The sequence below is a fragment of the Streptomyces milbemycinicus genome, assembly GCF_002154605.1.
Taxonomy (GTDB): domain Bacteria; phylum Actinomycetota; class Actinomycetes; order Streptomycetales; family Streptomycetaceae; genus Streptomyces; species Streptomyces milbemycinicus.
The window spans coordinates 1-1,846 of the sequence record NZ_MUNE01000650.1; the positions used below are offsets into that span (position 1 = coordinate 1).

Here is a 1,846-nt window from a genome sequence, read left to right on the forward strand (position 1 = left end):
ATGACCAACCAATCACGCACCTATGGGTGTGTGGTGTTGGTTTGTTTTCTTCATAGTGTTTCGGTGGTTATTGCGTTAGGGAAACGCCCGGTTACATTCCGAACCCGGAAGCTAAGCCTTTCAGCGCCGATGGTACTGCAGGGGGGACCCTGTGGGAGAGTAGGACACCGCCGAACAATTTTTGATAAAAGCCCGGTTGGGAGCCAAGCTCCCAGCCGGGCTTTTTCTTTTTCCCGCGCACTGCCCGAGTAGTCTGAGCGGCATGCGCTACGACCTGGTCATCTTCGACAACGACGGCGTGCTCGTCGACAGCGAGCCGATCTCCAATCGGCTCCTCGCCGCCTATCTCACGGAGTTGGGCCACCCCACCACCTACGAGGACTCCATACGCGACTACATGGGGTCGGCCATGCACCGGATCCATGAGCTGGTCCTCGAGCGCACCGGCCGCCGGCTGCCGGCCGACTTCGACACGACTTTCCACAGCCGTGTGTTCGACGCCTTCCGCCGGGAACTGGAGCCTGTCACAGGCGTAGCCGATGTCCTGGAGAAGCTGAACGCGGACGGCGTTCCGTACTGCGTCGCCTCCTCCGGAAGCCATGAGCGCATACGCGTCGCGCTGCGGAAGACGGGGCTGTACGGACTCTTCGACGAGCAGCGCGTCTTCAGCTCCGAGGATGTGGGGAGGGGCAAGCCCGCGCCGGATCTGTTTCTGCATGCGGCGCGGACGATGGGGGTGCCGCCGGAGCGGTGTGCGGTTGTCGAGGACAGTCCGCTGGGTGTGCAGGCCGCCATCGCCGCCGGGATGGATGTGTACGGGTATACGGCGATGACGCCGGCCGCCAAGCTCGCCCGCGCCCACGCCCGTTTCGCGAAGATGGCAGAACTGCCGCAATTGCTCGCCTGATCTCGCCTTGGAGAGCCTGGGGCCGTACGCTCCTCGGCCATGACAGATACGCGCCCGACCCCGCGGCTGCGGCACGGCCGGGCCTCGCTGGCCGTCAGTTTCTTCGTCCAGGGCGCGGTCTTTGCTCTGCTGGTGACCCGAATACCCGCGCTGCAGGACCGGTATGGGGTGTCCGACGGGCTGCTGCCCGCGTTTCTCGCCGCGGTTCCGATCCTCGCGGGCGTGGGCAGCGTCGGGACGGAGCACCTGGTCAAGCGGGTGCGGCCGGGGTTGGTGCTGCGCTGGGCCCAGCCGGTGGTCTCCATCGCGCTGCTCACAGCCGGGTCGGGTACGGCGCTGTGGCAGCTCGCCCTCGCGCTCGCGGTCTTCGGGCTCTCCGTCGGTGCCCTCGACGCGTCGATGAACATGCTCGGCGTCACCCTCCAGCATGCGTACGGGCGGAGCATCATGCTCGGCTTCCACGCCGCGTACAGCCTGGGCGGGATCGGCGGGGCGTCGCTGGCCTGGGCGGGCGCGCACTGGGATGTGTCGCTGCCCGTGCTGTACGCGCCACTTGTCGCGACGCTTGTGCCCGTCGCGCTGTTCGCCAGCCGCTGGTACGTGGATCGAGCGGGGGAACAGGAAAAGGACGGGAAGCAGGAGAGCCCGGAGGACGAGCAGGAGTCCGCCGCCGTCAGCATGAAGCTGCTGCTTCCACTCTGCCTTGTGATGTCGTTCGCCTATATCGGTGACTCGACGGTCTCCAACTGGAGCGCCAAGTACCTCGAGGACGTGTTGCACAGCTCCGAGCAGCTGGCCACCGTCCCGTACAACGTCTATATGGTCACCGCCCTTCTCGGCCGTACCTTCGGCGACCTGGGCGTGCGCCGCTTCGGTGCGGTCGCCGTCGTGCGGGTCGGCACCCTGCTCGCCGCGGGCGGGTTCGCGGTCGTCGCGGCG

2 protein-coding genes and 1 rRNA gene are annotated in these 1,846 nt (G+C 66.6%); all 3 read left to right on the plus strand.

Annotated elements, in window-relative coordinates; genetic code table 11:
- Positions 1-59 precede the first annotated feature (59 nt).
- A 5S ribosomal RNA gene (rrf, locus tag CCN51_RS41510) occupies positions 60-176 on the plus strand.
- 86 nt (positions 177-262) lie between these two features.
- The gene (locus CCN51_RS41515; RefSeq protein ID WP_014178579.1) at positions 263-907 is read left to right on the plus strand and encodes an HAD family hydrolase; all 645 of its coding nucleotides are present in this window, start codon (positions 263-265) and stop codon (positions 905-907) included.
- A 39-nt stretch (positions 908-946) separates the two neighbouring features.
- Positions 947-1,846, plus strand: a 900-nt coding sequence (locus CCN51_RS41520) for an MFS transporter (RefSeq protein WP_211303299.1), incomplete at its 3' end; no start/stop codon positions are given.